At 60.8% G+C, this 17,052-nt stretch carries 15 protein-coding genes; 8 read left to right on the forward strand and 7 right to left on the reverse strand.

The genetic code is table 11. The features are described from left to right. The first annotated feature begins 216 nt into the window (after positions 1-216). Positions 217-840 carry an invasion associated locus B family protein gene (locus IB238_RS06475; protein WP_192244605.1) on the forward strand — a complete coding sequence of 208 codons (624 nt, stop codon included), beginning with the start codon at positions 217-219 and terminating at the stop codon, positions 838-840. A 192-nt stretch (positions 841-1,032) separates the two neighbouring features. Here the strand turns inward: IB238_RS06475 and hspQ are convergent, their stop codons facing one another. The 3 genes from hspQ to IB238_RS06490 form a co-directional block, all read right to left on the reverse strand. After that, positions 1,033-1,368: a heat shock protein HspQ gene (hspQ, locus tag IB238_RS06480; RefSeq protein WP_192244607.1), complete on the reverse strand. Its 336-nt coding sequence runs from the start codon at positions 1,366-1,368 to the stop codon at positions 1,033-1,035. Positions 1,369-1,619: 251 nt separating this feature from the next. Beyond that, entirely contained in the window at positions 1,620-3,029 is a 1,410-nt protein-coding gene (gene glnA / locus IB238_RS06485; protein ID WP_192244609.1) for a type I glutamate--ammonia ligase, read from the reverse strand. A gap of 69 nt (positions 3,030-3,098) precedes the next feature. Next, complete coding sequence (locus tag IB238_RS06490; protein WP_192244611.1) at positions 3,099-3,437, reverse strand: P-II family nitrogen regulator; 339 nt, start codon at positions 3,435-3,437, stop codon at positions 3,099-3,101. A gap of 353 nt (positions 3,438-3,790) precedes the next feature. Here IB238_RS06490 and IB238_RS06495 point away from each other — a divergent pair, with 353 nt between their 5' ends. Beyond that, a complete protein-coding gene (locus tag IB238_RS06495) occupies positions 3,791-5,272 on the forward strand; it encodes an NAD(P)H-hydrate dehydratase (protein WP_192244613.1) in 1,482 nt (493 codons plus the stop codon). Between the two features lie 62 nt (positions 5,273-5,334). Further along, the gene (locus IB238_RS06500; protein ID WP_192244615.1) at positions 5,335-6,225 is read left to right on the forward strand and encodes an EamA family transporter; all 891 of its coding nucleotides are present in this window, start codon (positions 5,335-5,337) and stop codon (positions 6,223-6,225) included. A gap of 53 nt (positions 6,226-6,278) precedes the next feature. On the opposite strand, the gene IB238_RS06505 is transcribed toward IB238_RS06500, so the two are convergent. From IB238_RS06505 to uvrA, 3 genes are read right to left on the reverse strand one after another with little or no spacing between them, the layout of a single operon-like run. Then, positions 6,279-7,091, reverse strand: coding sequence for a DUF72 domain-containing protein (locus tag IB238_RS06505; RefSeq protein ID WP_192244617.1), 813 nt, complete (start codon positions 7,089-7,091; stop codon positions 6,279-6,281). A 35-nt stretch (positions 7,092-7,126) separates the two neighbouring features. Next, a complete protein-coding gene (locus IB238_RS06510) occupies positions 7,127-7,750 on the reverse strand; it encodes a glutathione S-transferase family protein (protein ID WP_192244619.1) in 624 nt (207 codons plus the stop codon). 3 nt (positions 7,751-7,753) lie between these two features. After that, positions 7,754-10,672: an excinuclease ABC subunit UvrA gene (uvrA, locus tag IB238_RS06515; RefSeq protein ID WP_192244621.1), complete on the reverse strand. Its 2,919-nt coding sequence runs from the start codon at positions 10,670-10,672 to the stop codon at positions 7,754-7,756. 294 nt (positions 10,673-10,966) lie between these two features. On the opposite strand from uvrA, the gene IB238_RS06520 reads away from it, so the two are divergent. Next, positions 10,967-11,491 (forward strand): single-stranded DNA-binding protein, encoded by a 525-nt coding sequence (locus IB238_RS06520; RefSeq protein ID WP_192244623.1) that lies wholly within the window; start codon positions 10,967-10,969, stop codon positions 11,489-11,491. Between the two features lie 187 nt (positions 11,492-11,678). On the opposite strand, the gene IB238_RS06525 is transcribed toward IB238_RS06520, so the two are convergent. Continuing rightward, positions 11,679-12,308, reverse strand: coding sequence for a MarC family protein (locus IB238_RS06525; protein ID WP_192244624.1), 630 nt, complete (start codon positions 12,306-12,308; stop codon positions 11,679-11,681). 239 nt (positions 12,309-12,547) lie between these two features. On the opposite strand from IB238_RS06525, the gene gyrA reads away from it, so the two are divergent. The 4 genes from gyrA to IB238_RS06545 all read left to right on the forward strand — a co-directional run bounded on the left by gyrA (position 12,548) and on the right by IB238_RS06545 (position 16,949). After that, positions 12,548-15,346, forward strand: a complete 2,799-nt coding sequence (gyrA, locus tag IB238_RS06530; RefSeq protein WP_192244626.1) for a DNA gyrase subunit A — start codon at positions 12,548-12,550, stop codon at positions 15,344-15,346. 177 nt (positions 15,347-15,523) lie between these two features. Next, a complete protein-coding gene (locus tag IB238_RS06535; RefSeq protein WP_192244628.1) occupies positions 15,524-15,856 on the forward strand; it encodes a hypothetical protein in 333 nt (110 codons plus the stop codon). Positions 15,857-15,860: 4 nt separating this feature from the next. Further along, positions 15,861-16,358: a pantetheine-phosphate adenylyltransferase gene (coaD, locus tag IB238_RS06540; protein WP_192244629.1), complete on the forward strand. Its 498-nt coding sequence runs from the start codon at positions 15,861-15,863 to the stop codon at positions 16,356-16,358. A 21-nt stretch (positions 16,359-16,379) separates the two neighbouring features. Continuing rightward, complete coding sequence (locus IB238_RS06545; RefSeq protein WP_192244631.1) at positions 16,380-16,949, forward strand: peptidylprolyl isomerase; 570 nt, start codon at positions 16,380-16,382, stop codon at positions 16,947-16,949. Positions 16,950-17,052: the final 103 nt, after the last annotated feature.

Consider the following 17,052-nt stretch of genomic DNA (forward strand, 5'->3'; position numbering starts at 1 on the left):
GCCGTGAACGAACATTCTTGCCGCCTATTTTTCAGGGAGTCTGGGCAAAAACGTGAACGAGAGGCTGGATATCCGTCGCGACGCATTGTAACAGGGGAACCCGAAAAGACGGGTCATGCAAATGCCTCAATTCGCCGACAGGAGAGCGCACAGCTGACCAGAACATTCCAGGGGCGAACAGCGCTCGGCACCGGTTTTCAGGAGACGGAACTCGTTATGATCTTCAAATCGATCTTTACAAAAAAGACTGTGCTTTCGGCATTCGCAGTTTCACTTGCTGCTGCCGGTTTGCCTGCCGCTGCCCAGGCGCAGCAAGCCGCAGCGCCGCAGGGCTGGTTCAAGGTCTGCACGAAGCAGGAAGAAAATGATGTCTGCATCGTTCAGAACCTGCTGACCGCCGGCGGCGGCCAGCTGTTGACGGCTGTTGGCCTGATCACGGTCGAGGGCAAGGTCAACAGGAAGATCATCCAGGTTTCCGTCCCGAGCGCACGGCTGATTCCCACCGGGGTCGCCATGCAGATCGATGGCGGCAAGCCGCAGAAGATTGACTACGCCATCTGCATGCCCGACAAGTGCGTGGCAGAGGCGGCGCTCACCGACCAGATGCTGGCGAGCCTGAAGAAGGGTGGCGAAGTCGTCTTCACGTCCGTTAACTTCCAGCGTACGCCGAACCCGATCAAGATGTCGCTGTCCGGCTTCACCGGCGCTTTCGACGGCGAGCCGATCGAGCAGTCGAAGCTCGAGGAGCGTCAGCGTCTCTTGCAGGAAGAGATGCAGAAGAAGGCGGACGAAGCTCGAAAGAAGCTCGAAGACGCCCAGAAAGCAGCAAAGAGCCAGTAACGCTTCGAGGCGTCAAACATCATAAACCCGGCCATAGCGCCGGGTTTTTTGTTCCCGGAGGTTCGGATTGGAACCTAGGAGGCGATGCTTTAACGCACATCGCGACCCAAGGGGATCTGTTCGTAGCCCTGGCTTTTCAGATTTTGCGCAAATCAGTTCAGTAAAGCTGCCGCCTCTGTGGGGAGGGCATGCTTAGTGGACAATGCCGGCGTCCACCTTCCAGTGGTAGGTGCCCGCGTCATCCGGAACCATGAGCGCTCGCACCTGCGGGTGGCGCAGCGGAGTGCCGCTGTCATCCGGCAGCAGATTCTGCTCGGAGACGTAAGCGACATACTCGGTCTCGGCGTTCTCGGCGAAGAGATGATAGAACGGCTGGTCTTTTGACGGGCGGATTTCCGCGGGAATTGAATTCCACCATTCATCGGTATTGGCAAATTCCGGGTCGACGTCGAAGATCACACCGCGGAACGGATAGACCCGATGGCGAACCACGTCACCAATCCCGAATTTGGCATTCTTCATTTTCATATTTGGCCTTCCTTTCGAACTGAAATTTGGAAAGGGGCGTGCAAAACGCAAGGCCTTTGCCTTTCGTATACTAAGCCGGACACAAGATCCGGTGATTGATTTTGCACTGCACAAATTAGAGCATAGAACACGACCAATTGATATTGGCCTTTAGCCCAATATCACGCCTTCCTAATGTGACTGCGGCAGACGAGACCCAAAGAAAAACCCGGCATCGCTGCCGGGTTCCGTCGTTTGGCGAGGGCAGTGCCTCAGGCCGAGTAGTACATGTCGAATTCGACCGGGTGCGGGGTCATCTCGTAGCGCATGACCTCTGCCATCTTCAGTTCGATGTAGGCGTCGATCTGGTCGTCGTCGAAGACACCGCCGGCCGTCAGGAACTTGCGATCCTTGTCGAGGCTTTCCAGTGCTTCGCGCAAGCTGCCGCAGACGGTCGGGATCTTCTTGAGTTCCTTCGGCGGCAGGTCGTAAAGATCCTTGTCCATGGCCTTGCCGGGATGGATCTTGTTCTTGATGCCGTCGAGGCCTGCCATCAGCATGGCGGCGAAGCCGAGGTACGGGTTGCCGAGCGGGTCGGGGAAGCGGACCTCGACGCGCTTGGACTTCGGGCCGGTGCCGAACGGAATGCGGCACGATGCCGAGCGGTTGCGTGCGGAGTAGGCAAGCAGGACCGGAGCCTCATAGCCCGGGACGAGACGCTTGTAGGAGTTCGTCGTCGGGTTGGTGAAGGCGTTGATCGCCTTGGCGTGCTTGATGATGCCACCGATGTAGTAGAGGCAGGACTCAGAGAGACCAGCATACTCGTCGCCAGCGAACGTCGGCTTACCGTCCTTCCAGATCGACTGGTGCACGTGCATGCCCGAGCCGTTGTCGCCGAAAATCGGCTTCGGCATGAATGTTGCCGTCTTGCCATAGGCGTTGGCGACCTGATGGACGACGTACTTGTAGATCTGCATTTTGTCGGCGTTGCGCACCAGCGTGTCGAACTTGACGCCAAGTTCGTGCTGCGCGGCAGCCACTTCATGGTGCTGCTTCTCGACGACGACGCCCATTTCAGCCATGACGGTCAGCATTTCGGAGCGCATGTCCTGGCAGCTGTCGATCGGCGGGACCGGGAAGTAGCCGCCTTTGACGCGCGGACGGTGGCCGAGGTTGCCGGTCTCATAGTCGGTGTCGTCGTTTGACGGCAGTTCCGTGGAATCGAGCTTGAAGCCGGTGTTGTAGGGGTCAGCCTTGTACTTGACGTCGTCGAAAACGAAGAACTCCGGTTCGGGGCCGACGAAGATGGTGTCGCCGATGCCGGAGGCCTTCAGGTAGGCTTCGGCCTTCTTGGCGATGCCGCGCGGATCGCGGTTGTAGGATTCACCCGAGACGGGATCCAGGATGTCACAGAAGATGACCATCGTGGACTGGGCGAAGAAGGGGTCCATGTGGACGGTTGCCGGATCCGGCATCAGCACCATGTCCGACTCGTTGATGGCCTTCCAGCCGCCGATCGATGAACCGTCGAACATCACGCCGTCGGCGAACATGTCCTCGTCGACGCAGCCAACGTCCATCGTCACGTGCTGCAGCTTGCCCTTCACGTCGGTAAAGCGCAGGTCGACGAACTTAACGTCGTTTTCCTTGATTTGCTTCAGAATATCATTGGCAGTCGTCATATTTTGAAAGTTCCTGTGTGAGATGACGAGGTGAAACCTTGGCCGAACGGCCAGGTGGATGGGATGGGGTTAGATGGCGTCGATACCGGTTTCGCCGGTACGGATGCGGATGACTTCTTCAACGTTGGAAACAAAGATCTTGCCGTCGCCGATACGCCCGGTCTGGGCGGCATTGCGGATCGCCTCGATGACAGCCTCGACGTTCTCGTCTGCCAAGACGACTTCGACCTTAACCTTCGGCAGAAAATCGACCACGTACTCGGCGCCGCGATAGAGCTCCGTGTGCCCCTTCTGGCGCCCGAAGCCCTTTGCTTCGGTGACGGTGATGCCTTGCAGGCCGACTTCCTGAAGAGCTTCCTTCACTTCGTCCAGCTTGAAGGGCTTTATGATCGCCTCGATCTTTTTCATGAAAGAATGTCTCTCCGCTTCTCCCGTTTCGCAAGGCCGTGTGCCCGCTGCCATTCTTAATGCATGTCGCGTGCCAGTTTGGGAGTCCCATGCCAAATTTCGCTGAATGGACGATTTTGTCGCAGTACCCTGCGGCGCACCCTCACCAAAATGCGCGCAAATCCTAGGTCTCCAGATACGTCACCTGCCTAAATTTGCGTCGTACTGGCGCTGAATTCGGGTCGACTGGGTCGCTAGACGTCATCGGCATCTTCCGCTGCCGCTATAATGAGCACACGAGCTGTGCAGATGCCTATTGATTGCGCATTGAAAATGCTGTGGCACGGTTTGCGATTTGCGGGCATTGTCAGTGCATGCACATTGACCTTGAGACACTCGTTGTCACGCCCGCCGAAATGGACGGCATCGACCAGGCGGCTGCGGACAGCGGCATTGACAGCTTCGCGTTGATGGAGCGGGCCGGCCAGGCCGTGGCTGCGGCGGCCTTGCGGCACTATCCCGCCGCATTGCGCTTTGTGGTTCTTGCCGGGCCGGGCAACAACGGTGGCGACGGTTATGTGGCCGCGCGCGCGCTCGCCGCGTCCGGATGCGTTGTCGAATTGTTTGCTTTCGGATCTCCATCGGCCCAGGGAGAGGCCGGCAAGGCGAGGAAGCGCTACCTGGGGGCCGTTCGGCCGCTATCGGACTTCATGCCACGGGTGGGTGACGTCGTCGTCGATGCTCTTTTCGGCGCAGGGCTATCGCGTAACCTCGACGGTGAAGTCTGCGCGATTATCGAGCAGGTCAATGGACTCGCGATCCCGGTCGTGGCCATTGATCTTCCTTCCGGCGTGGATGGTCGCACGGGGGAGGTACGAGGCGCGGCACTGCAGGCTACCCGCACGATCACGTTCATGTGCCGGAAGCCTGGACACCTGCTGATGCCAGGGCGAGCGCTGTGCGGGGCCACCGAAGCTTTTGATATCGGCATTCCCGCCCGGATCGTATCGATGGCGTCCCACCACCTGCGCGTCAACGGGCCAGCTCTCTGGCGAATGAGCCTGCCGCATGCCGGGGCGGGTGCCCATAAATATGACCACGGCCATCTCGCGGTATTCTCCGGCGGGAGGCTCGCAACGGGCGCGGCGCGTTTGTCTGCCGTCGCCGGCTTGAAAGTCGGGGCAGGGTTGGTGACGTTGCTTTCACCAGCCGAGGCCGCTGGAGAGAATGCGACCCATTTGACTGCAGTCATGCTTCGGCAGATCGACAATGTGGAGGCGTTGAAGACGCTGCTCGCCGATCCGCGGCTTTCGGCCTTCATTCTTGGTCCCGGCTTTGGCGACTTGGCCCGGGCGCGCGACTACGTAATGGCACTTCGCGAACGTCCGCTGCTGCTGGATGCGGACGGTATTACGGCCTTTCGTGACAGGCCGCAGGAGCTTTTCGATGCTTTCGCAGGTGGGGCGACCCATCTCGTGCTTACGCCACACGACGGCGAGTTCGCGCGCATTTTTCCGGATGTTGCCGCCGACACCGCGTTGTCGAAGGTGGAACGGGCGAGACAGGCCGCCAGACGCAGCCACGCCGTGATTGTCCTTAAAGGTGCCGACACCGTCATCGCAGCACCGGATGGCCGTGCCCTTATCAACGTCAATGCGCCACCCTCGCTGGCAACGGCTGGCTCCGGCGATGTGCTCTCTGGCATCATCGGTGCCCATCTGGCGCAGGGCATGCCGGCCTTCGAAGCTGCAGCTGCCGGTGTCTGGCGCCACGGCGAGGCGGGCCGGCGCGCCGGCAACGGGTCGACGGCGGAAAACCTCATCAATTTCCTGAATGGCTTCGATCAAATCAAATGACTTGGATGCGGATCGGCCTTCGATAAAACTTTGCGAATCAAAGCATTTGGGAAACCGGTTTCATGGGCCTGATCGATATCGCTCTCCTCGTGCTCGTGGCCGCTGTCTGGGGCTTCAATTTCGTCGTCATCAAGATCGGCATCGCCAATTTCCCGCCGATCCTCTTTTCGGCGCTGCGCTTCCTCTTCGCCGCCCTGCCGCTCGTCTTTTTCCTGCCGCGACCGGCGGTATCCTGGCGGCTCATTCTGGGTATCGGCCTCGTACTGGGCGTGGTGAAATTCAGTTTCCTGTTCATCGGCATGGATGTCGGTCTTTCGGCCGGCCTTGCCTCGCTGCTGCTGCAATCGCAGGCCTTCTTCACCGTCATCCTGGCAGCACTGATCTACAGAGACCGGCCACGGCCGGTCCAGGTGTCCGGCATCCTGGTCGCCTTTGCCGGCATGGCCGTGATCGCGACCACCGTCGATGGCGGCTTCACCTTTGCGGGCCTTGCCCTCGTGCTTGCCGCAGGCCTTGCCTGGGCCTGCGCAAATCTGCTGATGAAGAAGGTCGGCAGCGTCGACATGCTCTCGCTGATGGTGTGGGTAAGCCTGGTTCCGCCAATTCCCCTTGCGATCATCTCGCTTGCGACTGAGGGTTTGGACCGAGACCTCGCGGCGCTACAAGCCCTCTCGTGGCAAGGGCTGGGGGCGGTTGCCTATATCGCCTACGTCGCGACGATCTTCGGCTTTGGGGTCTGGGGTTACATGATCCGAAAACACGGTGTCTCGACAGTGGCGCCGTTCTCACTGCTTGTCCCAGTCTTCGGTATGAGCTCATCAGCGCTGGTACTCGGCGAGAGCTTCGGCCCGATCCGGCTCGCTAGCGCGGTCTGCGTCGTCTGCGGGCTCGTCCTCACGGCGCTCGGACCGCGCCTCATCGACCGAACCCGCCGTCCGATTTCCGCTGCCTAACACACATCGCGCGTGTCTGATCTGGCGCGAGCGCCGTCCGCTCGCCGATATGCTTACTCCCGCGGTTGGGCGCGCTTTTGCAATTCCCTTGCGCCATTTGGCGCATTGACCTTGCCCGACGTGATGAAGAAGGCGAAGACGTCACGCGGTTGCTTGGGCGCCTCGTGCTGCGGGTCGACCAACGGCAAATCGTCCGGCTGGCCTCCATCCGCCCAGATTTTCATCCGGTTGGCCCATTCGTCGAGCGCTTTTGGCGGATAACAGGTCGGCATGTCGTCCGAGCCCCGCTGCAGCCGGGCATACACAAAATCCGCCGTGACGTCGGCCATCTCCGGGTACTCGTCGTGATGGGCGTAGACGATCGCAGCCTTGTACTTGCGCGCGAGCGCCGCAAACTCCGGCACCATGAAGGAGGGGTGGCGCGCTTCCAGCGCGTGGCGCAAGGGCAACCCGTCCAGCTTTTCCGGTAGAAGCTTGAGGAATGCCTCGAAATCGTCAGGCTCGAACTTTTTGGTCGGCGCGAATTGCCAGAGGATCGGGCCAAGATGCGGCCCCAATTCTGTCAGGCCTTGCGTCAGGAAGCGCTCGATGGATTCGCCGGCGTCCCCCAACACCTTGCGGTTCGTCGAGTATCGACTTGCCTTGAGCGAAAAGACGAAACCTTCAGGAACCTCCGAGGCCCACTTTGCGAAGGTCTCCGGCTTCTGGGAACTGTAATAGGTCCCGTTCACCTCAACCGCCGTCAGTTCACGGCTGGCGAATTCGAGTTGGCGCTTTTTCGACAGCTTTTCGGGATAGAACGTGCCCTCCCAGGGCTCGAAGGTCCAGCCACCGATGCCGGTTCGTATGGTTCCGGATTTGCTCATGTCTTGCGCCCTCGACAGACAGGATGGCTCACGTGCTAAGTCGACACAAAGAAGGGCTGCGAAATTTCCTGGAATACCGGCATGGCCTCCATGCTAGCGCAATGTGCGGCAAGCGCGGGATAGGCAGCCGGGATGATGAGACCCGGATGCGCCTCGCTTACGTGGCGCCAGGCGCATGCGACAGCGATGTCCGCATGGGTGATCCGCCCAAACCAGAATTGATGAGGCCGCACGACACGCTCGGCCTCGAGAGCCCCGAGCACTGTCGAAATCTGTGAGCGGCAGCGCTCGACGAAATAGGTCGACGGGGTCTCATGCAGGTGCAACTCGTAGAACAGGCTGACGCCCTTGTCGGCAAAGCCGGTGGCGAACGTCAGCACCTTCAACGCCTGCCGTCGTTCCGGCTCGGCCTGCGGCGTCAGACGCTGCTCTGCCGGTACCAGCCCGTCGACATAGTCCAGGATGGAATTGCTGTCGGCAACGATGTCGCCGTCATCGAGCACCAGGGTCGGGACCCGCATCAGCGGATTGATCGCCTGCACCTTCTCGCGCTGGCTGAACACCGACCAGGGCCGGTGTTCGAAAGGCAGGTCATAGAGGCGCATGGCGATCGCAACGCGACGCACATAGGACGAGTCATACTGGCCGATCAGGATCATTCGCTACTCCGCCGCCGCCTTCCGCATCGGTCGCCGCTCCAGCAGTTCCTTCAGGAAATGCCCGGTATAGGAGCGCTCAACTTTTACCACGTCCTCCGGCGTTCCCTGCGCGATCACCTCGCCGCCGCCATCGCCGCCTTCGGGACCGAAGTCTATGATCCAGTCAGCAGTCTTGATCACTTCCAGGTTGTGCTCGATCACGACAACTGAGTTGCCCTGGTTGACAAGCTCATGCAGCACTTCAAGCAACTTCGCTACGTCATGAAAATGCAAGCCGGTTGTCGGTTCGTCAAGAATGTAGAGCGTGCGACCGGTCGAGCGCTTGGATAGCTCCTTCGCGAGCTTGACGCGCTGCGCTTCGCCGCCCGAAAGCGTGTTTGCCTGTTGCCCAACCTTGATGTAGCCGAGCCCGACCTGATTCAACGTCACCAGCTTGTCGCGCACGGCCGGAACGGCGGCGAAGAACTCGACGCCTTCCTCGACCGTCATGTCCAGCACGTCGGCGATCGACTTGCCCTTGAAGTGCACGTCGAGCGTCTCGCGGTTGTAGCGCTTGCCGTGGCAGACGTCGCAGGTCACGTAGACGTCAGGCAGGAAGTGCATCTCGATCTTGATGACGCCGTCGCCCTGGCAGGCCTCGCAGCGGCCGCCCTTGACATTGAAGGAGAAGCGGCCCGGCTGATAGCCGCGGGCCTTTGCTTCCGGCAGGCCGGCAAACCAGTCGCGGATCGGCGTGAAGGCACCGGTATAGGTCGCCGGGTTCGAGCGCGGCGTGCGGCCGATCGGCGACTGGTCGATGTCGATCACCTTGTCGATGTACTCGAAACCGTCGATACGGTCGTGTTCCGCCGGGATTTCCCGAGCGCCCATTACGCGCCGGGCTGCGGACTTGTAGAGTGTTTCGATCAGGAACGTCGACTTGCCGCCGCCCGAGACGCCTGTGACGGCCGTGAACACGCCAAGCGGGATGGAAGCCGTGACATTCTTCAGATTGTTGGCACGTGCGCCGACAACGGTGATTTCCTTCTTCTTTTTCGGCTTGCGCCGCTCGGCCGGGACGGCAACGGCAAGTTCGCCGGAAAGATATTTGCCGGTCAGCGACCTAGAGTTGGCCATGATGTCAGACGGCGCTCCCTGGGCGATCACCTCACCACCGTGGATGCCGGCGGCGGGACCGATGTCGACGACATAATCGGCCGTCAGGATCGCATCCTCGTCGTGTTCAACGACGATCACCGTGTTGCCGATGTCGCGCAGGTGGCGCAGCGTGTCGAGCAGGCGGGCATTGTCGCGCTGGTGCAGGCCGATTGAGGGTTCGTCGAGAACATAGAGCACGCCCGTCAGGCCCGAACCGATCTGCGAGGCGAGCCGGATGCGCTGGCTTTCGCCGCCCGAAAGCGTGCCGGAATTGCGCGAAAGGCTGAGGTATTCGAGACCGACATCGTTCAGGAAGCGCAAGCGCTCGCGGATTTCCTTGAGAATGCGCACCGCAATTTCGTTTTGCTTGGCATTCATGTGACCGGGTAGGGTATCGAACCAGTCTCGGGCAACGCGGATCGACATGTCGGTGACGTGGCCGATGTGCAACTTGTCGATCTTCACCGCTAGCGCCTCCGGCTTCAGGCGGAAGCCGTTGCAGGCCGGGCAGGGGGCGGCGGACATGTAGCGCTCGATCTCCTCGCGGGCCCAGGCCGAATCCGTCTCCTTCCAGCGCCGCTCTAGGTTCGGCACGATTCCTTCGAAGGTCTTGGATGTCTTGTAGGAGCGCGCGCCGTCCTGGTAGTGGAATTCGATCTTCTCGTCGGTTCCGTAGAGGATGGCTTTCTGCCCCTCGGCGGATAGATCGGACCAGCGGTTGGAGAGCTTGAAGCCATAGGCCGCACCCAGCGCTTCCAGCGTCTGGTTGTAGTAGGGAGAGGAAGACTTGGCCCAGGGGGCGATCGCGCCGTCGCGCAACGTCCGCTGCGGTTCCGGCACGATGAGGTCGGGATCGATCTTCTGCTGGCTGCCGAGGCCATCACAGGTCGGGCAGGCGCCGAATGGATTGTTGAATGAAAACAGCCGCGGCTCGATTTCCGGGATCGTAAAGCCGGAAACCGGGCAGGCGAACTTTTCCGAGAACAGCACCCGCTCGTGCGTCTCGTTCAGCGACTTGTTGGCCGCGCCGCCTGCCGCAGTTTCTTCCGGAGGAAGCGGCTTGTCGGCGAATTCGGCGATCGCCAGCCCATCGGCCAGCTTGAGGCAGGTCTCGAGGCTGTCAGCGAGGCGGGCGGCGAGATCCGGGCGCACCACGACGCGATCGACCACCACGTCAATGTCGTGCTTGTACTTCTTGTCGAGCGCCGGCACGTCGGCGATCTCGTAGAACTGGCCATCCACCTTGACGCGCTGAAAGCCCTTCTTCATCAGCTCGGCGAGTTCCTTCTTGTACTCGCCCTTGCGGCCGCGAACGATCGGCGCCAGAATATAAAGACGGGTTCCCTCTCCGAAGTCGATGACGCGATCGACCATCTGGCTGACCGTCTGGCTCTCGATCGGCAGCCCGGTTGCGGGAGAGTAGGGCACGCCGACGCGAGCAAACAGCAGGCGCATGTAGTCGTAGATCTCGGTGACTGTTCCGACGGTCGAGCGCGGGTTCTTGGACGTCGTTTTCTGCTCGATCGAGATCGCCGGCGACAGACCGTCGATCTGGTCGACGTCCGGCTTCTGCATCATCTCCAGAAACTGGCGGGCATAGGCCGAAAGGCTTTCGACGTAGCGGCGCTGGCCCTCCGCATAAATCGTATCGAAGGCCAGCGAGGACTTGCCCGACCCCGAAAGGCCGGTCATGACGATCAGCTTGTTGCGCGGCAGGTCGAGGTCGATGCCCTTGAGATTGTGCTCGCGTGCGCCGCGAATGGAAATGGTCTTGAGTTCGCTCATGATGTTCCAGCGCCAGATGTCAGATCTCGGATGAAGTGTGGCTCTTCGGTCGCGCATCTATGTAGGGACTGGAACCTTGCTGTCCATGCGCGTTGCGACGAAACCCTGCCTCTTTCCGATTCGGTTGACAAGATGTTACGGATTTACTAGAACAAAAAAAGAACGAAATGCACGTGAATTTGATCTGTGGATTATCCGGCGCACGGGGCGGCGCGCGGAGCAAGCGGGCGTTAAGATAGCAGATCGGATTTCAAGGCCGGCAGCATGCCCGGCACGACAACAAGGACTGAACGGATGGCAGGCAGCGTCAACAAGGTAATCCTGATCGGGAACGTCGGCGCGGATCCCGAGATCCGCCGTACCCAGGACGGCCGCCCGATCGCCAACCTGCGCATTGCGACCTCCGAAACCTGGCGCGACCGCAATTCCGGCGAGCGCAAGGAGAAGACGGAGTGGCACACCGTCGTCGTTTTCAATGAAGGCCTGTGCAAGGTTGTTGAGCAATACGTCAAGAAGGGCGCCAAACTCTACATCGAAGGTCAGCTTCAGACACGCAAGTGGCAGGATCAGAACGGCAACGACCGCTACTCGACCGAAGTGGTGCTGCAGGGCTTCAACTCCACCCTCACCATGCTCGACGGGCGCGGCGAGGGCGGCGGTGACCGCCGTGGCGGCTCTGACTTCGGCGGCAGCGCGAATTATGGCGGCGGTGCGCCGAGCTACGATGACTACGGCTCGCAGCCGTCTTCCGGCGGAGGAAGCCGCGGCGGCGCGTCGTCGAATTTTTCGCGCGACATGGACGACGATATTCCGTTCTGACGAAAACCGCTTCTCCGGAGTGGCCCCCTCGATAGAGGGAGAGGCATTCCTGACATTCTCGCAACGCCGGCTGTTTCGCCGGCGTTTTGCGTTCTGCATGCTCGCCGCGTGCGCAACATGCGCCGTGGAAGCGCGGGCAGCAGGATTGCGAAGAGAACGCGGCAGGTAGGTTGGTAGGCTGAGAGCCTCAGATCACGAAAGCCGCCCGAGCGCCATCGACGACGAACTGCACCGCCAGCGCCGCGAGAATTACCCCCAGCAGGCGCGTCAGGATCGCGCGGCCGGTTACGCCAAGGTACCGGTCGACCCGTTCTGCGACGTAGAGCGTCACGTAGACGACGGCGACGCAAAGCGCGATAACGGCGATCAGCGCCGCGCGGCCCATGGGCGAGGAGAGCGACCCCGACAGCAGGATCGTAGCGGAAATGGCACCTGGCCCGGCGATCAGCGGCAAGGCGAGGGGAAACACCGCGATGTTGCGGATGTGATCCTTGGTGATTGCCACTTCCGAGGTCTTCTCCTTCCGCTCCTGTCGGCGCTCGAACACCATTTCGAAGGCAATGGTGAAGAGGAGAAGGCCGCCGGCGATGCGGAAAGCGGCAATGGATATGCCGAGCAAGCCGAGTATCCCGGCGCCAAAGACGGCGAAAGTGGCGAGGATTACGAAGGCGATGATGGAACCGCGCAAAGCCACCTGCTTGCGTTCAGCGCGGTTCATTCCAACCGTCAGGCCCAGGAAGATCGGCGCAAGCCCCGGCGGATCGAGCGTCACAAGCATGGTTGTGAGCGCATTGACGACCAATTCGAAATCGTACATCCGGCCATCCCCCTCGCCGATCCGTCGCATTCTTTTGACGCGCTCATGACGCCATTGATAGGGGAGAGGCGGAGCCAAGTGAAGGGGGAGGGAGAGACAGCCAGGAACATCGCCATCAAATTGCGGCAATTGGCGGATTTCTGGCAAAAGGCTGTTCAAAACCTCCCGCAAAATTGGCGCAGTTCAAGCCGTTAGGCTATAAAATCCCGACTGATTCTGAACAAAGATCGTGATCGAAATTGACAGAGCAAACGACCCCCGGCGGCAAGACCCCTCCCGGCATTGAGCCCATTTCCATTACCGCGGAAATGCAGCGGTCCTATCTCGACTACGCCATGAGCGTCATCGTGAGCCGCGCGCTGCCCGATGTCCGAGACGGCCTGAAGCCAGTGCATCGGCGCATCCTCTTCAGCATGGGCGAGATGGGGATCGACTGGAACAAGAAATATGTGAAGTGCGCCCGCGTCACCGGTGACGTGATGGGTAAATACCATCCGCATGGGGATGCCGCGATCTATGACGCGCTCGCACGTCTGGCGCAGGACTGGTCGCTCCGCCTGCCGCTGATCGATGGCCAGGGCAATTTTGGTTCCGTCGACGGCGATCCGCCGGCCGCACAACGCTATACCGAATGCCGTCTGGAGAAGGCTGCCCATAGCCTGCTCGACGACCTCGACAAGGAAACCGTCAACTTTCGCGACAACTATGACGGTACCATACAGGAACCATCGGTACTGCCGGCGAAGTTTCCGAACCTTCTCGTCAACGGTGCGGGCGGCATCGCCGTCGGCATGGCCACGAATATCCCCCCGCACAACCTCTCCGAGGTCATCAGCGGCTGCGTCGCGCTGATCGACAATCCGGCGATCGAGTTGCCGGAACTGATGCAGATCATCCCGGGACCGGACTTCCCGACCGGCGCCATGATTCTCGGCCGCGCGGGTATTCGGCAGGCCTACGAGACTGGCCGCGGCTCGGTCATCATGCGCGGCGTGGCCCGCATCGAGCCGATGCGCGGCGACCGCGAGCAGATCATCATCACCGAGATCCCCTATCAGGTGAACAAGGCGACGATGATCGAGAAGATGGCCGACCTCGTGCGCGAAAAGCGCATCGAGGGGATCTCGGATCTTCGCGACGAGTCCGACCGTGAGGGCTATCGCGTCGTCGTCGAATTGAAGCGCGACGCCAATGCCGACGTCGTCCTCAACCAGCTCTATCGTTATACACCGCTGCAGACCTCCTTCGGCTGCAACATGGTGGCGCTGAACGGCGGCAAGCCGGAGCAGATGACGCTGCTCGACATGCTGCGCGCCTTCGTTTCGTTCCGTGAGGAAGTCGTCAGCCGGCGCACCAAGTACCTGTTGCGCAAGGCACGCGATCGCGCGCATGTTTTGGTCGGCCTTGCCATCGCCGTTGCCAATATCGACGAAGTCATCGCCTTGATCCGGCACGCTCCCGATCCGCAGACGGCGCGCGAGCAGTTAATGGAACGGCGCTGGCCGGCACTGGATGTCGAGGCGCTGATCCGCCTGATCGATGACCCGCGCCACCGTATCAATGCCGACCTCACCTATAACCTCTCCGAAGAGCAGGCGCGTGCGATCCTCGAATTGCGCCTGGCGCGCCTGACCGCTCTCGGTCGCGACGAAATCGCCGACGAATTGAACAAGATCGGCGAGGAAATCCGCGACTATCTCGACATCCTGGGTTCGCGCCTGCGCATCCAGGCTATCGTCAAGGAAGAAATGATCGCGATCCGCGACGAATTCGGCACGCCCCGCCGCACCGAGATCGCCGATTTCGGTCCGGACATGGACGATGAGGACCTCATCGCCCAGGAAGACATGGTCGTGACCGTTTCGCATCTCGGCTACGTGAAGCGCGTGCCGTTGACGACATATCGGGCGCAGCGCCGCGGCGGCAAGGGTCGCTCCGGCATGGCGACGCGCGACGAGGATTTTGTCACCCGCCTCTTCGTTGCCAACACGCATACGCCGGTTCTGTTCTTCTCTTCGCGCGGCATCGTCTACAAGGAGAAGGTCTGGCGCTTGCCGATCGGAACGCCACAGTCCAAGGGCAAGGCGCTGATCAACATGCTGCCGATCGAGCCCGGCGAGCGCATCACCACAATCATGCCGTTGCCCGAGGACGAAAGCACCTGGGAGAACCTGGACGTCATGTTCTCGACAACGCGCGGCACCGTTCGCCGCAACAAGTTGTCGGACTTCGTACAGGTCAACCGCAACGGCAAGATCGCGATGAAGCTCGAGGAGGAGGGCGACGAAATCCTCTCCGTCGAAACCTGCACGGATCAGGATGACGTTCTGCTGACGACCGCGCTCGGCCAATGCATCCGCTTCCCGGTGGATGATGTGCGCGTCTTCGCCGGCCGCAATTCGGTTGGCGTACGCGGCATTTCGCTGGGGCAGGGCGACCGCATCATCTCGATGACGATCGTCAGCCATGTCGACGCCGAGCCTTGGGAGCGCGCCGCCTACTTGAAACGCTCTGCCAGCGAGCGCCGTGCTGCGGGCGGCGATGTTGAAGAGATCGCCTTGGTTGGCGAAGAGGTCACCGAAGAAGGTCAGCTTTCCGACGAGCGCTACGAGGAACTGAAGGCACGCGAACAGTTCGTGTTGACGGTCTCCGAGAAGGGTTTCGGCAAGCGGTCGTCCTCCTACGACTTCCGCACCTCAGGCCGTGGCGGCAAGGGCATTCGCGCCACCGACACGTCGAAGACCGCAGAGATCGGCGAACTCGTCGCTGCCTTCCCGGTTGGCGACGGCGACCAGATCATGCTCGTTTCCGATGGTGGCCAGTTGATCCGCGTACCCATCGGTGGCATCCGCGTCGCAAGCCGCGCTACCAAGGGCGTCACCATCTTCTCTACCGCGAAGGATGAGAAGGTCGTCTCCGTCGAACGCATCAACGAGCCAGATGGCGAAGATGAGGAAAATCGCGAGGCGGAAAGCGCACCCAATGGGGAGACCGCTGCCGACCTGAGTGTTGGCGATCCGTCGACCACCGAAGGGTAGGCCTCGCGTATAGTTCTACCATCAAAAAGGCCGGCGCATCGCAGCCGGCCTTTTTCTATTGGAACAGCTTTCCCTCGCGCGGGGATCAGCGGCAAGGAGTGTTAGGCGTAGAATTCGTGCGTCATCTTCTTCGTTTCTACTTGCTTCCGAAGCTCGATGATCGTGCGGGAGAGGTCGATGGTGAGGATTGCCCTGATCATGGCTGCGGCGATCGTCAGAAAGGCGGCAATCGGTCAGTTCCACTTGTGGGAGGTGCTGGCGCCAGAGCTTTGCCGGGTCTCTTGCCGTTGCGCACGTGGCGGCGGTGGTCAGGAGAACGAACATCGTCATGCTGAGCAGAGCAAGTGCCATCTGTTCCTCGACGCCTATTTGCGAAACAAACGCACCCGCCGGACCGCGGCGGGGGAGAGTGTTGGTCAGTCAAGCTTCGCCGGGGACAGCGACAGCGCCGGGTTCAACCCCCTATTGCTTCTAGGGCCGTCGCGTGACACAACGCGGCAAACGGGATAACGCCATGGCTGTCGCCTTCTATCCGGGTTCCTTCGACCCGATCACCAACGGTCATATCGACGTGCTGGTTCAGGCGCTGAATATCGCGCCCCAGGTGATCGTCGCGATCGGCATTCACCCCGGCAAGGTGCCGCTTTTCTCATTCGAGGAGCGGGCCGACCTGATCCGCGAGGCGATCGCGGAAGTGCTTCCTTCACGCGCCGGCGATGTCTCGGTCGTAGCTTTTGACAAACTGGTGGTCGATGCTGCGCGCGAGCACAAGGCACATTTGCTGATCCGCGGCCTGCGCGACGGCACCGACCTCGACTACGAAATGCAGATGGCCGGCATGAACCAACAGATGGCCCCGGACGTTCAGACTGTGTTCCTGCCTGCTGGCACTGCGTCGCGGCCCATAACTGCCACTTTGGTTCGCCAGATCGCCGGCATGGGCGGAGACGTCAGCGCCTTTGTACCCAAGGTCGTCAATGCGGCACTGAAAGCGCGCAAGCGGCCCTCATAGCCATAACGAAACGGAGTGACCATGAAACTCTTGAAGATCGCGTTTGCCGGTGCCCTGCTTCTTGCGACTGCCACCGGCAGCGCCTGGGCTCAGGCGAAGGAATACCTGACGATCCAGCTGAAGGATGGCCCGGTCGTCATCGAACTGCGCCCCGACGTCGCGCCGAAGCATGTCGAGCGCATGAAGGCGCTTGCCGCAGCCGGCGAGTATGACAACGTCGCGTTCCATCGTGTGATCGATGGCTTCATGGCACAGACCGGCGACGTGCAGTACGGCGACATGGAAAGCGGCTTCAATCCGGGTGCTGCCGGCACCGGCGGCTCCTCTCAGCCCGACCTGCCGTCCGAGTTCTCCGACGTGCCATTCCAGCGCGGAACGGTTGGCATGGCGCGATCCCAGGATCCGAACTCCGCCAATTCGCAGTTCTTCATCATGTTCGCACCTGGCGACTTCCTCAATGGCCAGTACACGGTCGTGGGCCAGGTTGTCGAAGGCATGGAGAATGTCGACAAGATCAAGCGCGGCGACGAGGCCAATAACGGCTCCGTCACCGATCCCGACCGGATGATCAAGGTCACCGTCGGCAAGTAAGCTTTGGAGGAGTTTCGCACTTCTTCGAACTGAGGAACTACTCTAACCATTTGTTTTCACGTAATTCCGGACGCAAAGCCGCTGGGCACTTTTGCCGGAATTG

This window comes from Rhizobium sp. ARZ01 (assembly GCF_014851675.1).
GTDB lineage: Bacteria > Pseudomonadota > Alphaproteobacteria > Rhizobiales > Rhizobiaceae > Mycoplana.

What these genes read in the sequence shown, in the direction of transcription:
- IB238_RS06545 (WP_192244631.1), top strand. Translation starts at nt 16,380, where the DNA reads ATGAAACTCTTGAAGATCGCGTTTGCCGGTGCCCTGCTTCTTGCGACT.
- IB238_RS06525 (WP_192244624.1), bottom strand. Translation starts at nt 12,308, where the DNA reads ATGTACGATTTCGAATTGGTCGTCAATGCGCTCACAACCATGCTTGTG.
- IB238_RS06505 (WP_192244617.1), bottom strand. Translation starts at nt 7,091, where the DNA reads ATGAGCAAATCCGGAACCATACGAACCGGCATCGGTGGCTGGACCTTC.
- glnA (WP_192244609.1), bottom strand. Translation starts at nt 3,029, where the DNA reads ATGACGACTGCCAATGATATTCTGAAGCAAATCAAGGAAAACGACGTT.
- coaD (WP_192244629.1), top strand. Translation starts at nt 15,861, where the DNA reads ATGGCTGTCGCCTTCTATCCGGGTTCCTTCGACCCGATCACCAACGGT.
- IB238_RS06500 (WP_192244615.1), top strand. Translation starts at nt 5,335, where the DNA reads ATGGGCCTGATCGATATCGCTCTCCTCGTGCTCGTGGCCGCTGTCTGG.
- hspQ (WP_192244607.1), bottom strand. Translation starts at nt 1,368, where the DNA reads ATGAAAATGAAGAATGCCAAATTCGGGATTGGTGACGTGGTTCGCCAT.
- IB238_RS06490 (WP_192244611.1), bottom strand. Translation starts at nt 3,437, where the DNA reads ATGAAAAAGATCGAGGCGATCATAAAGCCCTTCAAGCTGGACGAAGTG.
- IB238_RS06475 (WP_192244605.1), top strand. Translation starts at nt 217, where the DNA reads ATGATCTTCAAATCGATCTTTACAAAAAAGACTGTGCTTTCGGCATTC.
- IB238_RS06495 (WP_192244613.1), top strand. Translation starts at nt 3,791, where the DNA reads ATGCACATTGACCTTGAGACACTCGTTGTCACGCCCGCCGAAATGGAC.
- IB238_RS06510 (WP_192244619.1), bottom strand. Translation starts at nt 7,750, where the DNA reads ATGATCCTGATCGGCCAGTATGACTCGTCCTATGTGCGTCGCGTTGCG.
- uvrA (WP_192244621.1), bottom strand. Translation starts at nt 10,672, where the DNA reads ATGAGCGAACTCAAGACCATTTCCATTCGCGGCGCACGCGAGCACAAT.
- IB238_RS06535 (WP_192244628.1), top strand. Translation starts at nt 15,524, where the DNA reads ATGGTGAGGATTGCCCTGATCATGGCTGCGGCGATCGTCAGAAAGGCG.
- IB238_RS06520 (WP_192244623.1), top strand. Translation starts at nt 10,967, where the DNA reads ATGGCAGGCAGCGTCAACAAGGTAATCCTGATCGGGAACGTCGGCGCG.